General features: G+C 72.1%; 18 protein-coding genes. 15 read left to right on the top strand and 3 right to left on the bottom strand.

Going from position 1 to position 15,261, the window contains the following annotated elements; genetic code table 11:
• Nucleotides 1-14: 14 nt before the first annotated feature.
• The gene (locus ACFYON_RS17355) at nucleotides 15-455 is read left to right on the top strand and encodes a heat shock protein transcriptional repressor HspR (RefSeq protein ID WP_354866226.1); all 441 of its coding nucleotides are present in this window, start codon (nucleotides 15-17) and stop codon (nucleotides 453-455) included.
• A gap of 176 nt (nucleotides 456-631) precedes the next feature.
• Nucleotides 632-838, top strand: a complete 207-nt coding sequence (locus ACFYON_RS17350) for a hypothetical protein (protein ID WP_354866224.1) — start codon at nucleotides 632-634, stop codon at nucleotides 836-838.
• 58 nt (nucleotides 839-896) lie between these two features.
• Here the strand turns inward: ACFYON_RS17350 and ACFYON_RS17345 are convergent, their stop codons facing one another.
• From ACFYON_RS17345 to ACFYON_RS17335, 3 genes are all read right to left on the bottom strand, one after another.
• Nucleotides 897-1,325 (bottom strand): hypothetical protein, encoded by a 429-nt coding sequence (locus tag ACFYON_RS17345; protein ID WP_354866222.1) that lies wholly within the window; start codon nucleotides 1,323-1,325, stop codon nucleotides 897-899.
• 166 nt (nucleotides 1,326-1,491) lie between these two features.
• On the bottom strand, nucleotides 1,492-2,709 hold the full coding sequence (locus ACFYON_RS17340; protein ID WP_354866220.1) for a cation:proton antiporter: 1,218 nt from the start codon (nucleotides 2,707-2,709) through the stop codon (nucleotides 1,492-1,494).
• A 5-nt stretch (nucleotides 2,710-2,714) separates the two neighbouring features.
• Nucleotides 2,715-3,215: a cation:proton antiporter regulatory subunit gene (locus ACFYON_RS17335; RefSeq protein WP_354866218.1), complete on the bottom strand. Its 501-nt coding sequence runs from the start codon at nucleotides 3,213-3,215 to the stop codon at nucleotides 2,715-2,717.
• A gap of 207 nt (nucleotides 3,216-3,422) precedes the next feature.
• On the opposite strand from ACFYON_RS17335, the gene clpB reads away from it, so the two are divergent.
• The 13 genes from clpB to pyrE all read left to right on the top strand — a co-directional run bounded on the left by clpB (nucleotide 3,423) and on the right by pyrE (nucleotide 15,218).
• The gene (gene clpB / locus ACFYON_RS17330) at nucleotides 3,423-6,014 is read left to right on the top strand and encodes an ATP-dependent chaperone ClpB (protein WP_387320918.1); all 2,592 of its coding nucleotides are present in this window, start codon (nucleotides 3,423-3,425) and stop codon (nucleotides 6,012-6,014) included.
• A 103-nt stretch (nucleotides 6,015-6,117) separates the two neighbouring features.
• Complete coding sequence (locus ACFYON_RS17325) at nucleotides 6,118-6,498, top strand: hypothetical protein (RefSeq protein WP_354866214.1); 381 nt, start codon at nucleotides 6,118-6,120, stop codon at nucleotides 6,496-6,498.
• 80 nt (nucleotides 6,499-6,578) lie between these two features.
• Nucleotides 6,579-7,217, top strand: a complete 639-nt coding sequence (locus tag ACFYON_RS17320; protein WP_354866212.1) for a DUF4178 domain-containing protein — start codon at nucleotides 6,579-6,581, stop codon at nucleotides 7,215-7,217.
• A 1-nt stretch (nucleotide 7,218) separates the two neighbouring features.
• Nucleotides 7,219-7,713, top strand: coding sequence for a DUF2617 family protein (locus ACFYON_RS17315; RefSeq protein WP_354866210.1), 495 nt, complete (start codon nucleotides 7,219-7,221; stop codon nucleotides 7,711-7,713).
• The gene (locus ACFYON_RS17310) at nucleotides 7,710-8,135 is read left to right on the top strand and encodes a DUF4247 domain-containing protein (RefSeq protein ID WP_354866208.1); all 426 of its coding nucleotides are present in this window, start codon (nucleotides 7,710-7,712) and stop codon (nucleotides 8,133-8,135) included. Before ACFYON_RS17315 ends, ACFYON_RS17310 begins: the two co-directional genes overlap by 4 nt.
• A gap of 34 nt (nucleotides 8,136-8,169) precedes the next feature.
• Nucleotides 8,170-8,592, top strand: coding sequence for a DUF350 domain-containing protein (locus ACFYON_RS17305; protein WP_354866206.1), 423 nt, complete (start codon nucleotides 8,170-8,172; stop codon nucleotides 8,590-8,592).
• Nucleotides 8,592-9,434 carry a hypothetical protein gene (locus ACFYON_RS17300; RefSeq protein ID WP_387189459.1) on the top strand — a complete coding sequence of 281 codons (843 nt, stop codon included), beginning with the start codon at nucleotides 8,592-8,594 and terminating at the stop codon, nucleotides 9,432-9,434. Before ACFYON_RS17305 ends, ACFYON_RS17300 begins: the two co-directional genes overlap by 1 nt.
• Nucleotides 9,431-10,999, top strand: a complete 1,569-nt coding sequence (locus tag ACFYON_RS17295; RefSeq protein WP_354866203.1) for a polyamine aminopropyltransferase — start codon at nucleotides 9,431-9,433, stop codon at nucleotides 10,997-10,999. Before ACFYON_RS17300 ends, ACFYON_RS17295 begins: the two co-directional genes overlap by 4 nt.
• Nucleotides 11,000-11,063: 64 nt before the next feature.
• Nucleotides 11,064-12,062 (top strand): hypothetical protein, encoded by a 999-nt coding sequence (locus ACFYON_RS17290; protein ID WP_355094082.1) that lies wholly within the window; start codon nucleotides 11,064-11,066, stop codon nucleotides 12,060-12,062.
• A 67-nt stretch (nucleotides 12,063-12,129) separates the two neighbouring features.
• Nucleotides 12,130-12,918 (top strand): hypothetical protein, encoded by a 789-nt coding sequence (locus ACFYON_RS17285; RefSeq protein ID WP_354866201.1) that lies wholly within the window; start codon nucleotides 12,130-12,132, stop codon nucleotides 12,916-12,918.
• Between the two features lie 72 nt (nucleotides 12,919-12,990).
• Nucleotides 12,991-13,722 carry a hypothetical protein gene (locus ACFYON_RS17280; RefSeq protein WP_354866199.1) on the top strand — a complete coding sequence of 244 codons (732 nt, stop codon included), beginning with the start codon at nucleotides 12,991-12,993 and terminating at the stop codon, nucleotides 13,720-13,722.
• The gene (locus ACFYON_RS17275; RefSeq protein ID WP_387189456.1) at nucleotides 13,719-14,525 is read left to right on the top strand and encodes an SDR family NAD(P)-dependent oxidoreductase; all 807 of its coding nucleotides are present in this window, start codon (nucleotides 13,719-13,721) and stop codon (nucleotides 14,523-14,525) included. The genes ACFYON_RS17280 and ACFYON_RS17275 overlap by 4 nt, the downstream gene beginning before the upstream one ends.
• Nucleotides 14,526-14,678: 153 nt before the next feature.
• Entirely contained in the window at nucleotides 14,679-15,218 is a 540-nt protein-coding gene (gene pyrE / locus ACFYON_RS17270) for an orotate phosphoribosyltransferase (protein WP_354866195.1), read from the top strand.
• Nucleotides 15,219-15,261: the final 43 nt, after the last annotated feature.

Here is a 15,261-nt window from a genome sequence, read left to right as displayed (position 1 = left end):
GGAGGTGAGCGGGCATGTCGGAGGAGTACGTCGGCTCGGGTGACCCGGCCTACGAGGCCAAGGTCTTGATGATCTCGGTGGCCGCGCGGATGGCGGGGATGCACCCCCAGACGCTGCGCCAGTACGACCGGCTGGGCCTGGTGCAGGCCGGCCGGGCGTCCGGCGGCGGTCGCCGGTACAGCGTCCGGGACGTGGTGCTGCTCCGCGAGGTGCAGCGGCTCAGCCAGGACGACGGGATCAACCTGGCCGGGGTCAAGCGGATCATCGGGTTGGAACGGCTGCTCGAAGAGGCGCAGCAGCGGGTGGCCCGGCTGGAGGCGGAGCTGGACGCCGCGTACCGGCGGATCACCGAGCTGGAGTCGCTCGGCGGCTTCCCCCGCGGTGACCTCGTGCCCACCAGCCGCACGTCCACCGCGCTCGTCGTCTGGCGTCCACGCCGCGCACCCGACCGCTGACCTCGTACCGGAAGGCCGGCGCGCCCCGCTCCCCCGGGGCCGCGCCGGCCTTCGTCGTCGCCCGGGCGGTTCGCGGGCCGGGTCGGGGAAAACGGGGTACAGCAGGGCGCGGTCCACTACGCTTTTCCATAGGGGCAAAAGCCCCGAATGCGGACTCCGGGCTGGCGGGGGGAGCCATGACGGAACCGGCGAAGAAGGTGGCCGAGCGCGCGGAGGAACGGCTGGAGAAGGTGGCCGAGAACGTCCGCGAGCGGTTCGACCGGGTCACCGAGGGACGCTTCAGCGACACGGTCAAGGAAGGGCGCTTCGCCGACCAGACGGACCACGGCGTGGACCGGGCGCGGGACGACGAGCGGCGCCGCAAGCAGGGCGGATCGACCTGACGATCCGCCGACGTGCGGGCCGGGATCCACGGGGGATCCCGGCCCGTTCGTCGTTTGCTCAGAGGCGGCGGTTCTCGCGGACCAGGCCGCCCTCGCACCAGTCCCGGTAGACGAAGAGGTCCGGCCGGGCCAGCAGCACCCGGCTGTTGTGCGCCCAGTTGATCATCAAGTCGTCGCCGGACTTCTCCGCCTGCTCGACCAGCTTGCGGAACCGGCGCTTGGGGTGGGCGCGGAAGTTCGTCCGGATGCCGTCGGCGGCGTAGATGTAGAGGCAGTGCAGGGCGAACCGCCGGGCCGGGCAGCTCTGGTCCATCGCCAGGTCGAACAGCGTCTGCACCAGGTGGTCACCGGCGACCAGCAGATCCCAGTCCGGCGGCATCGAGGTCAGCGGCACCGAATCCGGCTGATACGCCCACGCCCGCAGTTCGGCGGGCGAGGGATCGACCGGGTTGGCAAAGCCGCGGAACGTACCTTCCTGCACGCTCACCGGCCGACCTTCCGCTTGCGCTGGCGGGGGCGCGCGCCACCCGCGGACCCTGGCTGCTGGGCCGAAACGTTAACGCGGTTTGACGGAGCAGGGGTAGACCTTCCCGGGATCAATTTGACAACGCCGGGCCGGATCTGCCCTGCGGCTGATCCGGCCCGGCCCCGGGTCAGTCGCCGGAGCCCAGAGGCAGCGGCGTGGGCGGCCGTACGGCGGCGGCGCGGGTACGCAGCCACTGCTTGAACCACCGGGTGTCGGGCAGCCGGGCGAGCAGCGGCCCGGTCACCACCGTGATCAACACGTACGCGGTGGCGAGCGCGGCGAGCTTCGGCTCCACCGGGTAGACGGCCGCGACGGCGAGCCCGGCGATGACGATGGAGAACTCGCCGCGCGGGGTCAGCGCCAGCCCGGCCCGCCAGCGTCCGGGCTCGGCGATCCCGACCCGGCGGGCGGCCAGGTAGCCGGTGGCCACCTTCGTCGCCATGGTCACCACTGCGAGCAGCAGCGCGGGCAGCAGCACCGGAGGCATGTCCAGCGGATTGGTGACCAGCCCGAAGAACACGAAGAAGACCGCGGCGAACAGATCGCGCAGCGGGGAGAGCAGTTCGGTGGCGTGGTGCGCCACCGGCCCGGACAGCGCGATGCCCACCAGGAACGCGCCGACCGCCGCCGACACCTGGAGCTTGGCCGCGACGCCGGCGACCAGCAGGGTCAGGCCGAGCACCCCGAGCAGCAGCGCCTCCGGGTCCTTCGCGGAGAGCGCGGCGGAGATCAGGTGGCCGTACCGGATCGCCACGCCCAGCACGAGGACCACGGTGAACACCGCGACGGCGAGCGCGATGCCGCCCTTGGTCAGGCCGACCCCGGCGAGCAGCGCCGTGACCAGCGGCAGGTAGAGGGCCATCGCCAAGTCCTCGATCACCAGGACGGAGAGGATCACCGGGGTCTCCCGGTTGCCGACCCGGCCCAGGTCGGCGAGCACCTTGGCGATCACGCCGGACGACGACACCCAGGTCACGCCCGCCAGCACCACGGCCGCCACCCAGCCCCAGCCGAGCAGGAGCGCGAAGGCGAAACCGGGCAGCGCGTTGAACACCGCGTCGATCAGGCCGGCCGGCGCGGCCGAGCGGAGGTTGCCCACCAGCTCGTTGGCGCTGTATTCCAGGCCGAGCATGACCAGCAGCAGGATCACGCCGATCTCCGCGCCGACGGCGAAGAACTCCTCGCTGGCGTTGAGCGGCAGCAGGCCACCGTGCCCGAACGCCAGGCCGGCGAACAGGTACAGCGGGATGGGTGAGACCCCGACGCGGCGGCTCAGGCGGCCGAGCAGGCCGAGCAGGAGCAGCAGCGCACCGACTTCGATGAGCAGGATTGTGGTTTCGTGCATACGCGTCAGCCGTCCGGGTCGGTCTCGGCGAGGATCGCTGTCACGCCGTCGAGCCCCTGACGGGTACCGACCACGACGATCACGTCGCCGGCTTCGAACCGGAAGGTGGGTTCGGGTGAGACGTTCACGGCGCCCTGACGCAGCACGGCCACGATGGACGCGCTGGTCCGGGTGCGTGCCTTGGTGTCCGCGAGCCGCCTGCCCACGTACTTCGACCCGGCCGGCATGGCGATCTGCTCGGTCAGCAGCCCGGCGGCCTGCTCGCGCAGACCGGAGAGCTGACCCAGCATCAGCGACGCGCCGAGGATGTCGGCGAGCGCCTCGGCCTCGTCGTCGGTCAGCGGTATGTCATGTTGACAGGAGTCGGGATCGTCCGGGTCGTAGAGGACCAGGTCGCGGCGGCCATTGCGGTGGGAGACCACGCCGAGCCGGCGGCCGGATTCCGTCATCAGATCATGACGTACGCCGATCCCGGGCAGGGCGGTCTGTTCGACACGTACTCGCACGCGGGTGAGGCTACCGCTGCCGCGCACCTGCCGCGTTCGGGGTGGATCGGCCGCCCGGCGGTGCGGGATCAGGGGGCGCCGAGCGGACCCCTTGCGCCCCCGGCCGGACCGGCGGACGGTGACTCACGTCACAGGGATGGAGTTGAGCGGAATAGACTCAACTCTGGTTGTGTCATGTCCAGTGGACACGCCGATCCGGGGGAGCCCATGAACACGGAACGTCTCACCACCAAGAGCCGCGAGGCCATCACCGGTGCCGTCGCGCTGGCGAACCAGCGCGGTCACGCCACCGTGGAGCCCTGGCACCTCCTGCTGTCACTGCTGGAAACCGAGGGTTCGACCGCCGCAGGTCTGCTGCGTGCTGTCGGGGCCGACCCGGCCGAGCTGCGCCGCGTCGCGCTGCGTTCGGTCGACGCGCTGCCCGCCGCCCGCGGGTCGAGCATCGCCGAGCCGACGCTGGCGCGCGAGTTCGTCAACGCCATCGGCGCCGCCGAGCAGATCGCGCGGCCGCTGGGCGACGAGTACACCTCCACCGAGCACCTGCTGGCCGGGCTGGCCCGGGTCGGCGGCGCGGTCTCGGTCGCACTGAAGAACTCCGGCGCCACCGAGGAGAACCTGGTCGCCGCGTTCCCCACCGTCCGGGGCGGGGACCGCCGGGTCACCACCGCCGACCCGGAGCAGACCTACCAGGCCCTGGCCAAGTACGGCGTGGACCTCACCGCCAGCGCCCGCGACGGCAAGATCGACCCGGTGATCGGCCGGGACTCGGAGATCCGCCGGGTGATCCAGGTGCTGTCCCGGCGTACCAAGAACAACCCGGTGCTGATCGGCGAGCCGGGCGTCGGCAAGACGGCGATCGTGGAGGGCCTGGCCCAGCGGATCGTGGCCGGCGACGTGCCGGAGTCGCTGCGGGACAAGAAGCTCGTCTCGCTCGACCTCGGCGCGATGGTGGCCGGCGCGTCCTACCGCGGCCAGTTCGAGGAGCGGCTGAAGTCCGTGCTGGAGGAGATCAAGAACTCCGACGGCCAGGTCATCACGTTCCTCGACGAGCTGCACACCGTGGTCGGCGCGGGCAAGGGCGAGGGCTCGATGGACGCCGGCAACATGCTCAAGCCGATGCTGGCGCGCGGCGAGCTGCGGATGGTCGGCGCGACCACGCTCGACGAGTACCGCGAGCACATCGAGAAGGACCCCGCGCTGGAGCGGCGCTTCCAGCCGGTGCTGGTCGGCGAGCCGACCATCGAGGACACCATCGGCATCCTGCGCGGGCTCAAGGAGCGCTACGAGGTGCACCACGGCGTACGGATCACCGACGCCGCGCTGGTGGCCGCCGCCGCGCTCTCCGACCGGTACATCACCGACCGGTTCCTGCCGGACAAGGCGATCGACCTGGTGGACGAGTCCGCGTCCCGGCTGCGCATGGAGATCGACTCGCGGCCGGTGGAGGTGGACGAGATCGAGCGGGCGGTACGCCGGCTGGAGATCGAGGAGATGGCGCTGGCGAAGGAGCCGGACGCCGCCTCCGCCGAGCGTCTGGAGCGGCTGCGCAAGGAGCTGGCCGACAAGCGCGAGCAGCTCACCGCGCTCTCCGAGCGCTGGCAGACCGAGAAGAGCCACATCACCAAGCTCTCCACCGCAAAGGAGGAGCTGGAGCGCCTCGGCGGCGAGGCCGAGCGGGCCGAGCGCGACGGCGAGCTGGAACGCGCCGCCGAGCTGCGGTACGGCCGGATCCCCGCGCTGTGGGCCGAGCTGAAGCAGGCCGAGGAGGAACTGGCCCGGCTCCAGGCCGACGGCGCGATGCTCAAGGAGGAGGTCGGCGCGGACGACATCGCCGCCGTGGTCGCCTCCTGGACCGGCATCCCCGCCGGGCGGCTGCTGGAAGGCGAGACGGCCAAGCTGCTCCGGATGGAGGAGTCGCTGCGCGACCGCGTGGTCGGCCAGGCCGAGGCGGTCGGCGCCGTCTCCGACGCGGTCCGCCGCGCCCGGGCCGGCGTCGCCGACCCGGACCGCCCGACCGGCAGCTTCCTGTTCCTCGGGCCGACCGGCGTCGGCAAGACCGAGCTGGCCAAGGCGCTCGCCGAGTTCCTCTTCGACGACGAGCGGGCCATGGTCCGCATCGACATGAGCGAGTACGGCGAGAAGCACTCCGTGGCCCGCCTGGTCGGCGCCCCGCCCGGGTACGTCGGCTACGAGGAGGGCGGCCAGCTCACCGAGGCGGTACGCCGCCGCCCGTACTCGGTGATCCTGCTGGACGAGGTGGAGAAGGCGCACCCGGACGTCTTCGACGTGCTGCTCCAGGTGCTCGACGACGGCCGGCTCACCGACGGCCAGGGTCGTACCGTGGACTTCCGCAACGCGATCCTGATCCTCACCTCGAACCTGGGCTCGTCGGTCATCAGCGACCTGACGCTGACCGAGAACGAGCGCCGGGAGGGTGTGCTGGCGGTGGTCCGGTCGCACTTCAAGCCGGAGTTCCTCAACCGGCTCGACGACATCGTGGTGTTCGCCGCGCTCCAGGGCGAGGACCTGCGGTCGATCGTCGACATCCAGCTCGACCGGATGCGAACCCGTCTTGCGGACCGCCGGCTGGGCCTGGAGACCACCGACGCGGCCCGGACGTGGCTGGCCGAGCACGGGTACGACCCGATCTACGGTGCCCGCCCGCTGCGCCGGCTGGTGCAGTCGGCGATCGGCGACCAGCTCGCCAAGGCGCTGCTGGCCGGTGACATCCGTGACGGCGACACGGTCCGCGTCGACCTGTCCGACACCAAGGAGTCCCTGGCGGTGACCGCCGCCTGACCCGCACCACCCCGCGAAGGCCCGGCCCTCCAGGCCGGGCCTTCCGCCGTGAGGGCCGGAGCGGGAGGGGTGACGGGTCGGCGGGGTGGGCACATAGTGAGGTATGAGCGGGACGTGGGAGCGGGAACTGGACGAGGCGGCGCGGGAACTCGACCGCGCGGACACCCTCGCCTTCGGCGGGGTGGGGCTGGCGGGGCAGATGCTGCCCGCGACCGAGGCGTACCGGCGGTTGGAGCAGGGGTTGCGGGAGCACCCGGAGGCGGCCCGCAAGCGGGTCGACAAGCTGCTCCGCAAGGGTTCGCCGGCCGGTCGGGCGTACGCGGCGACGCTGCTGGAGGCGGTCGACCCGGCCGCCGGGCGGGCGGCGTGGACCCGGCTGCGCGACCACGACGGCGAGTTCACCACGTTCTCCGGCTGCCTGATGGGCCGGGCCACGCTGGGCGAGTACGCGGCCGACCGGCTCGCCGGCCACGTCGGTAACTGAGCGGATACTCAGCGTCCAGGACTTCAGCAGGCGTGCGTGCGGTTGTTACCGTTCCCGCCGAGCACCTTGGGGAGGCGGCTGTGAACGGTTCAGTGGCGTGGCTGGTGACGACGCTCGGGTGCCTGGTCGGGGTGGCCGGTGTGGTGATCGCCGTGATTGCGATGCGGAAGTCCCGGTCCGCGTCCGACCCGAAGACGAAGGCGGCGCCGGGTGACCCGTTCCGGGACCGGGACGCCGACGCGCTGCGCGGCGACCCGCGCGGGCTCAAGCCCGGCGACATCGTCGAGATCCGCGCGGTGCCGTACACCGTGCGCGGCTCGGTGCACCTGGTCGAGGGCGGCTGGAGCTGGGCGGAGCACCTGCTCGACGACGCGGGCGGGGTGAAGCGCTGGCTCTCCGTCGAGGCCGACCCGGATCTGGAGCTGGTGCTCTGGACCAGCGAGCCGGGGGCCACCGTGACGCCGGGTGCCCCGACGTTGGAGATGGCCGGCCGCCGCTACAACTGGGACGAGTCCGGCCAGGCCCGGTACACCGCGACCGAGGGCACCGGCCTCGATCCGCGCGGCACCATGCGCTATCACGACTACCAGGCGCCCGGCGGCGCGCGGCTGTCGTTCGAGGCGTACGGGGAGTCGGGCTGGGAGGTCAACCTCGGCGAGGAACTGCGCCGCGCCGAGGTGATGATCTACCCGCAGGGTGGCCCGGAAACGGTGCGCTGACGTGCTCGTCTGCCTGGACGCGCCCTACATCGACACCAGCGCCGCCGACCTGAGCCTGGCCCTCGGCGGCCCCGAGCTGCCGGCGCTGGCCGTACGCGACCTCGACCTGCCCGGCCTGCCCCGGCTGCGGCTGCGCCTGCTCGGCGCCTCCCACCAGGTGGTGCTCGGCGGGCTCACCGAGACCGTCGCCTGCCTGCCCGGCCGCCCGCCGCACCTGCCGAACGCCCTGCACGACGAGACGACCGGTTACCGGTTCCTCGCCACGGTGCTCCGGCCGGACGGCGACGGCCTGCGTACCCGGGTCGCGGCGCTGCGCGCCGAGCTGGCCGACGACCCGTACGCGCTGGTCGGGGTCTTCCCGGGCGACGAGGACGCGGTCACCGCGCTCTCCGTCCGGCCCCGCCCGCCGGACGGCGCGCTGGCCTGGCGTACCTGGCACGTCTACCCCCAGACGAACGAGCTGGTCCTGACCGAGACCGTGGTGGAGGAGCTGTGACATACCGACGGTGGTTCGTGGTGGGCGTGGCGGTCGCCGTCGTCGGTGCGCTCATCGCCGCCTTCGCGATCTTCAACGGCAACTTCTCGCCCCGGGGCTACGTGCAGGACACCTTCCGCCGTGCCCCCACGCGGGACATCGGGTCGCAGGCGGTCGCGTACACCTCGAACAAGACGCCGAGCCAGGTGTCCAAGCAGATCACCGACAAGTGGAAGCCGGCCGACCAGTATGTCGACGGCAGCGGCGTCTACCTGCGCTACGACGACGACTCGGTGGTGATCCTCCCGCTCGCGGTGGGATCGGTGATCCTGCTGGAGAGGATGACCACCGCCTATCCCCGCTACCACACCGTCGTCGGCAACAGCTGGGGCTGGGGCCGAGGCAGCACGGTGCGGGGCGGTGGCCCCGGTTCCGGTAAGTAGTCATTCGCTCTATCCCCTCACTCTGGAGTCTTCTGTGGAGAACCTTGTCACCGATCTGCTGGTCACCCTCGCGTACGGCGTGGTCGGCGTCGTCCTGATGGCCGTCGGGTACGTCCTGGTCGATGTGGCCACCCCGGGCAAGCTTCACGAGTTGATCTGGGTCGAGCGCAACCGCAATGCGGCGCTGTTGCTCTCGTCGAACCTGGTCGGGGTGGGCACCATCGTGGTGGCCGCGATCGTGGCCAGCGCCAACGACTGGAAGCTGGGGCTGGTCGGCGCCGCCGCGTACGGCATCCTCGGCCTGGTGATCATGGCGGCGGCGTTCGTGCTGCTCGACGCGGTCACCCCGGGCAAGCTCGGTGAGCTGCTGGTCGACCCGCAGCCGCATCCGGCGGTGTGGGTCTCCGCCACGGTGCACCTCGCCACCGGCGCGATCATCGCAGCCGCGATCATCTGATGAGCAGCACTGCCTCCAAGCACTCGACGTCGCAGGGCACGGGCAAGCTCACGAGTGTGTTGGCCTGGACCCTGGTCGTCGGGTGCCTGGTCGGCCCCTGCGTCATCGGCGTCATCATCGGGTTGAGCGAGGATTCGGACACCTCCGTACCCGCCCCGGCGGACGACGAGCGTTCCGGCGCCGTGCCGATCCTCCGGGCCGCCGCCGACAGCCAGGGCATCTGCTACGGCTGGGAACTGCTCGACCGGTCCGACCAGGTGAGTGTCGGCTCCAACGTCGGTGACGGGACGCCCGTGGCCGACGCGTCCGGCTGCACGCGCTGGATCCAGGTCTCCGCGGAGATCAGATACACCTCGTCCAGCAGCGAGGTGGAGGACTCCGTCATCGTCCGGGTCGAGGGCTCGGACGACATCGAGGTCGCCGACCTGACCGCGATCAGGAGAGGGCTGGGCCGCTTCGGGCTGGACGCGGGCGCGTTCCTCGACGACCCGGGCCAGGCCGTCACCCGGGCCGCCATGATCCTTCCGCTGCTCGCCGCCGAGCGAGGGCTCGCCGAGCCGGCCGCGACGCCGTCCGCCGGCCCGTCCGCCGCCCCGGCCCCGCTGCCCGACGCGGGCAACGACTTTCTGCGGGACCGGTGGGTCCTGCTGCTGGTGACCGCCGGGCTGTTCGCGTTCGCCGCGCTGTTCCTCGCCGTGGGCGTCCGCCAGCGCCGCATCGCCGTCGCGTCGAAACCCGCCCCGCCGGGCGCACCCTTGCCGAAGCGGGGAGCGCCCCTGATCCCGGAGCCCACGAGGCGCCTCGAGATCGCTCCCGCGCGGCGTACCCGGGGCGAGCGGTGACCGCCGACGTGGCCGCGCGGCCGCGGTGGCGCCTGGCCCGCGCGGCGGTCCTGCTCGCGGTCTTCGTCTGCGCGGCCTGTGGCCTGGTGTACGAGCTGGCGCTGGTCGCGCTCGGCAGCTACCTGATCGGTGACACGGTCGGCCAGGCGTCGATCGTGCTCGGCGTGATGGTCTTCGCGATGGGCGTCGGCGCGCTGCTGGCGAAGCCGTTGCAGTCCCGGGCGGTGGTCTCGTTCGCGGTGATCGAGCTGACGCTGGCGCTGCTCGGCGGCCTGTCCGTGCTCGGCCTCTACGCCGCGTTCGCCTGGCTCGATCTGTACGGCCCGGCGCTCGTCGGGACCGCGTTCGTGCTCGGCCTGCTGATCGGCGCGGAGATCCCGCTGCTCATGGTGATGCTGCAACGCATCCGGGAACAGTCCGCGGGCAGCGCGGTGGCCGACCTGTTCGCCGCCGACTACGTGGGCGCGCTGCTCGGCGGGCTGGCCTTCCCGTTCCTGCTGATCCCGGTCTTCGGCCAGCTCAAGGGCGCGCTCGTGGTGGGCGCGGTGAACGCGGTCGCCGGTGTGGTGCTCGTCTTCACCGTGTTCCGCGCCGAACTCAGCCGGCGGGCGCGGGCCGCGCTGGGCGCGGCCACCGTCGTGGTCGGCCTGCTTCTCGGGTACGCGTGGGTGACCGCCCAGGACTTCGAGGTGACCGCCCGCCAGCAGCTCTACCGTGACCCGGTGGTGCACGCCGAGCGCAGCCGCTACCAGGAGATCGTGCTGACCCGCTCGGTGCGCGAGCCCGGCCACTCCGACACCGACCTGCGGCTGTTCCTCAACGGCGACCTCCAGTTCAGCTCGATCGACGAGTACCGCTACCACGAGGCGCTCGTGCATCCGGCGATGCGCGGGCCGCACGGCGACGTGCTGGTGCTCGGCGCCGGGGACGGGCTGGCCGCGCGGGAGATCCTCAAGTACCCGGACGTGCGTTCGGTGACGCTCGTCGACCTCGACCCGGCGGTGGTCGAGCTGGCCCGCCGCGAGCCGCAGTTGCGCGAGCTGAACCGCGGCTCGCTCACCGACCCCCGCGTACGGGTGCTCAACCTGGACGCGTTCGCCTGGCTGCGTACCGCCACGGACCGCTTCGACGTGGTGATCGCCGACCTGCCGGACCCGGACGAGACGGCCACCGCGAAGCTCTACACGATCGAGTTCTACACGCTGATCCGGCCGGTGCTGGCCCCTGGCGGGCGGCTCGTCGTGCAGTCCGGCTCGCCCTACTTCGCGCCCCGGTCGTACTGGTCGATCGAGCGGTCGATCCGCGAGGCCGGCTTCGCCACCCTGCCGTACCACGTCGACGTGCCGAGCTTCGGCGACTGGGGATTCGTGCTCGCCGCACCCGGTGACGTCGCGCCGGAGCTGGCGCTGCCGGACGACCCGCCGCCGCTGCGCTTCCTCACCCCCGCGGTGCTGGCCGCCGCCGGCACGTTCCCCGCCGACCGGGCCCGCCTGGACGTGCCGGCCTCCACCCTGCTGCGACCGAGGGTGCTGGACTACGCCCGCGAGGAGTGGCGCGGCTACTAGGTTTCGGGACATGCCACCCGAAGCGCTGCGCAACCGACCCGGAATCGGCTGGCTGGTCCGCCGGTTGCCGACCCGGGCGATCGAGGCGGCGTCCTACCTCCAGGGGTTCGTGCTCTCCGGCGTGGTCACCGTGCTGGCCGTACGGGCGTACCTGAAGGCCACCGACTATCCCCAGCTCGGCGGCGGCGGGCTGCACATCGCGCACGTGCTCTGGGGCGGTCTGCTGCTCGCCGTCGGCCTGGGCATCCCGCTGGTCTTCCTCGGCGACGCCTCGCGCAGCGCCGGGGCGGTGGTCGGCGGCATCGGGTTCGGGTTGTTCATCGACGAGGTGGGCAAGTTCGTCACCACCGGCACCGACTACTTCTACGCCCCCGCCGCCGCCATCATCTACGTCGCGTTCGCGCTGCTGGTCCTGCTCATCCAGGCGGTACGCGGGCGCACCGGACGATCCCGGCTGACCCCGGCCGAGCGCACCGCGAACGCGCTGGACATGGTGCTCAGCGGCCTGCCGGGCGGGCTGACCGATCGCCGCCGGGTCGCCGTGCTGCGGCTCGTGCAGGGCACCGGACCGGCCACCGAGACCGCTGTGGCGCGACTGCTGGACGCGGTGCCGCACCGGGAACCGCCGCCGGTGCGGCTCTGGCAGCGGGCGGCGGACCGGGCCCGGCGCCTCGCCGTCTGGGCGGCCGGGCGCCGTTGGCTCATCTGGCCGGTGGTGGTCTACCTGGTGGTGGAGCCGGTGCTCGCCGTGCTGGCGGTGTTCCTCGACGGCGTGACCGGGCACCTGGGCCAGGAACGGGAGTGGGGCGCGATTCTGGGCGTGAGCGCCAGCGCGCTGGTCACCGCCGTGCTCGGCCTGTGGGCCGCCTGGCTGCTGCGCCGCAACCGGGCCGAGGCGTTCCGCCTGTTCAAGCTGGCGCTGCTGGTCGACCTGCTGTTCGGGCAGGTCTTCAACTTCACCGTCAACCAGTTCGGCGCGGTCTCCGCTGTCGCGCTCGATCTCGCGCTGCTCGGCGTGGTCACCGCCGAGCACCGCCGGTTGCGCCGCGCCGTCGAGAAGTAGCCGGTCCAGGGTGCTGAGCTGGTCGGAGATCGCTACGGTGGGGCATCTGATCTAGGAAGGGAGAGTCATGGTCGATGCCTCGGGCACCCCGCCCCGCGCGCGTCCCGGTGTGGTGACGCTTTCCAGTTGGCTGCTCATTCTCGTCGCCGCGATCCAGGTGGTGAACCTGATCGTGGCGCTGACCGTCATCGGCAAGATCCGTGACGTGCTCAGCGACGCGTACGCGGGCACCGGCGCCGAGTCGGTCGGCGACATCGCGTACGCGTTCAGCCTCATCACGGCTGTCGTGTCGCTGCTGATCGCGGCCGGGCTGGTCGTGCTGGCGCTGTTGAACAACAAGGGCAAGAACGGCTCCCGGATCACCACCTGGGCGCTGGGCGGCATCCTGTTCTGCTGCACCGCCGGCGGACTGATCAGCGGCATCTCCGGCGGCATGACGGGCAGCGGCACCACCACCGGTGACGCGCCCAGTCCGGAGGAGATCCAGCGTCGGCTGGAGGACGTGCTGCCGTCCTGGTACACGCCCGTCAACCTGCTGCTGGGCCTGGTCGCGCTGCTCGCCCTGCTGGCCGCGCTGATCCTGCTCGCGCTGCCGCAGGCGAACGAGTTCTTCCGCAAGCCCAAGGCCGGCTGGGAGCCGCCGGTGCCGGGTGGCGCCTACCCGGCGTACCCGGGCCAGTCGGGGGACCCGTCGTACCCGTCGTACCCGCCGGCGCCCGGCACGCCGCCGCCCGGTGGCCAGCAGCAGTTCCCGTCCGGCGGTCAGCCGCAGTTCCCGTCCGGCGGTCAGCCGCCGTCCGCACCCGGCGGCCAGCCGGGTGAGCGCCGCGATCCGGAGCCGCCGTCCGGAAGTTGACCTCCGGATTGCAGCGACGCCGACGATCCCTCCGAGTAGGTTGCAAGCCGACGCCTACCGGAGGGATCAGTCGTGTCGTACCCCGATCGGGCCGCACCCCGTCGGCCGGGCGCCGTCCTCGCCGCGGCGGCGCTGCTGCTGGTGATGGCGGTCGGCGCTGTGGCGTACGCGGTGGTCAACCTGGCCGTCAGCGGCGGCACGGTGGACCGGTTCCGGGTTGCGGCGGCCCAGCGGACCGGCGCGGGCGGCGGCGACATCGACCAGGTGGCCGGCCTGCTGCGCGGCTCCACAGTGCTGGCCGCCGTGCTCGGCGTGCTCGCCGGGCTGCTGCTCCTCGGGCTCGCCCTGGGCCTGCTCGCGGGCCGTTCCGGCGCCCGGACCGGGACCTGGGTGGTCGCCGGTACGGGCCTGCTCTGCGGCTGCTGCGGTCTGGCGGTGCTGGTGGGCCAGCGGGCCGTCCCGCTGCGGCTCGGCACGGACGACCGGGTCACCGCCGACCTGCTGGAACTCGTCGGTGACGCCTACCCGTCGTGGTGGATCCCGGTGAACGCGACGCTGTCGGTGGCGCAGGTCCTCGGCTACCTGGTGGTGGCCGCGCTGCTCACGTTGCCGTCGGCGGGCGCGTTCCTGCGCCACCGCACCGCACCGCTGCGGCTGTCCGGTTACGGGTCGACCGTCTCCGGCACGCAGGCGCCCGGTCCCACGCCCTGGGGCCCGCCCGCCGGCCTGCACGAACCGTCCGCGCCGCCCGCCTCCGCGCCGCCGCCAGGTGGGTTCCCGTCACCACCCGAGGACCCCCGATGACAGGTGACACCCCCTCCCGTCGTCGAGCCCTGATCACCGGCGCCAGCCTGGGCATCGGTGAGGCGTTCGCCCGCCGGCTCGCCGCCGACGGCTGGGACCTCGTCCTGGTGGCCCGCGACGCCGCCCGGTTGGACGCGTTGGCGGCCGAGCTGACCGGCCGGCACGGCGGCGACGTGGAGACGATCGCTGCCGATTTGTCCACGGAGGACGGCTGCGTCGCCGTCGAACACCGGCTGGCCGCTGGTACACCGATCGAGCTGCTTGTCAACAACGCCGGCATCACTCTGAACACGTCGTTCGTCCGGTCGTCGGTGGCGGACGAGTCGCGGCTGGTGCGGCTCAACGTGCTCGCGGTGCTGCGTCTGACCCATGCCGCGCTCGGCGCGATGATCGAACGAGGCCACGGGGAAGTGATTAATGTCTCTTCCGTTGCGGGCTTCGGTGTCCCCATGCCGGGATCCACGTACTCGGCCAGCAAGGCGTGGGTGACGAATTTCAGTGAATCGATCGGCCAGTCCGTCGCGCCGTTCGGCGTTCGTGTGATGGCGCTCTGCCCCGGCTACACACGAACCGGAAATCACGAACGCGCGGGCATCGACATGTCGCGCCTGCCCGCCTGGGCCTGGCTGCGCGCTGACGATGTGGTCGTCGAAGGGCTGCGTGACCTGCATAAAGGTAAGTTCGTGAGTGTCCCGGACTGGAAGTACAAGGTGGCGGTGGCCGGGCTGCGGTACGCGCCGAAGCGCCTGCTGCGCGGCTTCCGGCAGGACACCCGGGGCGCGGTCGGCCGGCAGCGCGGCTGACCAGCGGCGGGCCGCACGCGGCCGGTTCGACGGCCGGCCGGGATGGACGGTCGCACAGCGTAGCCGCTCATCGCCACCGTCCGGTCGCCCGCAGGGTTGACCAGGGCGGACCCGAAGCGCGGCGCGCAGACTTGCGAAGTACGCTCTTGGGCCATGGGCGACCGCGACGACCTGCGCAAATTCATCACTGACCTCGCTGTGGTGCACGGCCGTGTGGTGCTCTCGTCGGGCCGCGAGGCGGACTGGTACGTGGATCTGCGTCGCGTCACGCTCCATCACGAGGCGGCTCCGTTGATCGGTCGGGTCATGCGTGACCTCACCGCCGACTGGGCCTACGACGCGGTCGGCGGGCTGACCCTGGGTGCCGATCCGGTGGCCGCCGCCATGCTGCACGCCTCGGCGGGCGCCGGTCGCGCGGTCGACGCCTTCGTGGTCCGCAAGGAGGGCAAGGCCCACGGTCTTCAGCGGCGGATCGAGGGGCCGGACGTCTCCGGGCGGCGAGTGCTGGCGGTCGAGGACACATCCACGACCGGTGGAAGTGTGTTGACGGCGGTCGAGGCATTGCGTGAGGCAGGGGCCGAAGTGGTGGGTGTGGCGGTTATTGTTGATCGAGGTGCCGGCGGCGCGGTGCGAGCCGCCGGATTGCCCTATCGGGCGGCCTATACGTTGGCTGACCTCGGCCTTGTGGCGTAAAAGTTTGCCGATTCGGATCTGCTGATATGCAGGCGGATCGATG

Origin of the sequence: Micromonospora sp. NPDC005686, assembly GCF_042871665.1 — a bacterium.
Taxonomy (GTDB): Bacteria; Actinomycetota; Actinomycetes; order Mycobacteriales; family Micromonosporaceae; genus Micromonospora.
This window is presented reverse-complemented; position numbering and strand designations above follow the sequence as displayed.

Bases quoted from the DNA above. Each gene is read 5' to 3' on its own strand.
- ACFYON_RS17350 (WP_354866224.1), top strand. From the start codon at position 632: ATGACGGAACCGGCGAAGAAGGTGGCCGAGCGCGCGGAGGAACGGCTG.
- ACFYON_RS17285 (WP_354866201.1), top strand. From the start codon at position 12,130: ATGGTCGATGCCTCGGGCACCCCGCCCCGCGCGCGTCCCGGTGTGGTG.
- clpB (WP_387320918.1), top strand. From the start codon at position 3,423: ATGAACACGGAACGTCTCACCACCAAGAGCCGCGAGGCCATCACCGGT.
- ACFYON_RS17275 (WP_387189456.1), top strand. From the start codon at position 13,719: ATGACAGGTGACACCCCCTCCCGTCGTCGAGCCCTGATCACCGGCGCC.
- ACFYON_RS17355 (WP_354866226.1), top strand. From the start codon at position 15: ATGTCGGAGGAGTACGTCGGCTCGGGTGACCCGGCCTACGAGGCCAAG.
- pyrE (WP_354866195.1), top strand. From the start codon at position 14,679: ATGGGCGACCGCGACGACCTGCGCAAATTCATCACTGACCTCGCTGTG.
- ACFYON_RS17300 (WP_387189459.1), top strand. From the start codon at position 8,592: ATGAGCAGCACTGCCTCCAAGCACTCGACGTCGCAGGGCACGGGCAAG.
- ACFYON_RS17340 (WP_354866220.1), bottom strand. From the start codon at position 2,709: ATGCACGAAACCACAATCCTGCTCATCGAAGTCGGTGCGCTGCTGCTC.
- ACFYON_RS17325 (WP_354866214.1), top strand. From the start codon at position 6,118: ATGAGCGGGACGTGGGAGCGGGAACTGGACGAGGCGGCGCGGGAACTC.